2 protein-coding genes are annotated in these 1107 nt (G+C 37.1%); both read right to left on the bottom strand.

The features are described 5' to 3' along the window. Positions 1 to 84: 84 nt before the first annotated feature. Positions 85 to 282 (bottom strand): hypothetical protein, encoded by a 198-nt coding sequence (locus E2980_RS23920; RefSeq protein ID WP_135154716.1) that lies wholly within the window; start codon positions 280 to 282, stop codon positions 85 to 87. A gap of 150 nt (positions 283 to 432) precedes the next feature. After that, positions 433 to 978: a methyltransferase domain-containing protein gene (locus E2980_RS23915; RefSeq protein ID WP_135154715.1), complete on the bottom strand. Its 546-nt coding sequence runs from the start codon at positions 976 to 978 to the stop codon at positions 433 to 435. Between the last annotated feature and the right edge of the window lie 129 nt (positions 979 to 1107).

Genomic DNA, 1107 nt, shown 5'->3' with positions numbered 1-1107 from the left:
GGTTTCTCCAGACAGTGTTTATTCGCAATCTTTTACCCGTATAGCTTCTTAAAACCTACTATTTCAACCCAGAGAGGAGTTAACTTATTTTCTCTCGTTTTGTGTCTTGACAACGGGGAGCATTACAAAAAACGTGATCTTCTTGTTTATAGGATTGATCTTGAATGTATCCAGGGAGTACTGGTATTCTGAATTGACCTTTAAGTCCATTTGAGATTCATATTCTTCTAAGATTCCCTTTAATTTATTGAAGCTCTGAGAAAAGATTTTCTCATTATTCATTTGAACTCCTCCGACCTTATTTATTCATAGCCTAATAAACGATTTTGTTGTTGATAACGAACAAATTTCTTACTTAATCTTGGCATAAATATCGGATTCATGAATGTCACACTTCCGCTCTTTTAGGTTTTTTCCTTCCATTCAAAAGAACTAGATCTTCTTTGCTTTCATAAATAAGAATAGCGGGATTTTCATTCTTCGTTTATATGTTTCCTGATTCTGAAAGTTTTCTTCCCGTGGCCTTGATTCCCTTAAACTTTCAATACTGAATCCTGCTTTCTGTAGGCCAGTATAGTAATCTTCAATGGTTCTGTGATACTTTATTGCAGTTCCTCCAAGCCACTCTTGCTCACGAACGCCTGTGTGAAAATAATTATCTACAATCCAATCTTGTTTAAAGCCTTCCGCTTTGTGAATTCCATATGAAGATGTCATTACAGGATGCTCTACTGAAAAAATAAATGTTCCTTCTTGTTCTATCGAATTATAGATTTTATCAAACATGGATTCAATATCACTTATGTAATGTAGTGCAAGCCTGGAAACGACCATATGGTAGTAGGAACTGGGATAGTCCCAATCTTCCATGGTGGTATGTATAACCTTACCGTTAGCACGATTCATTGTTTCCTTTGAGATTTCAACCATATTTTTTGAACCTTCAATTCCGGTATAGGAAAGGGCTCCTGAATCCAAAAGGGGTCTGTCAAATCTTTTGTGTAAACTCTCTTAATGCTTCCCCCCGAGGGGGGATGTTATCGTAAATGCTGTCCGATACGATCCGGGAAAAACACGGAAAGCTGCAGCAGCATTTGACCCCAGTTT

It is taken from the genome of Cohnella luojiensis (assembly GCF_004564235.1).
Classification (GTDB): domain Bacteria; phylum Bacillota; class Bacilli; order Paenibacillales; family Paenibacillaceae; genus Cohnella; species Cohnella luojiensis.
The sequence above is the reverse complement of the archived record's forward strand: the minus strand, read 5'-3'. Positions and strand labels throughout refer to the sequence as shown.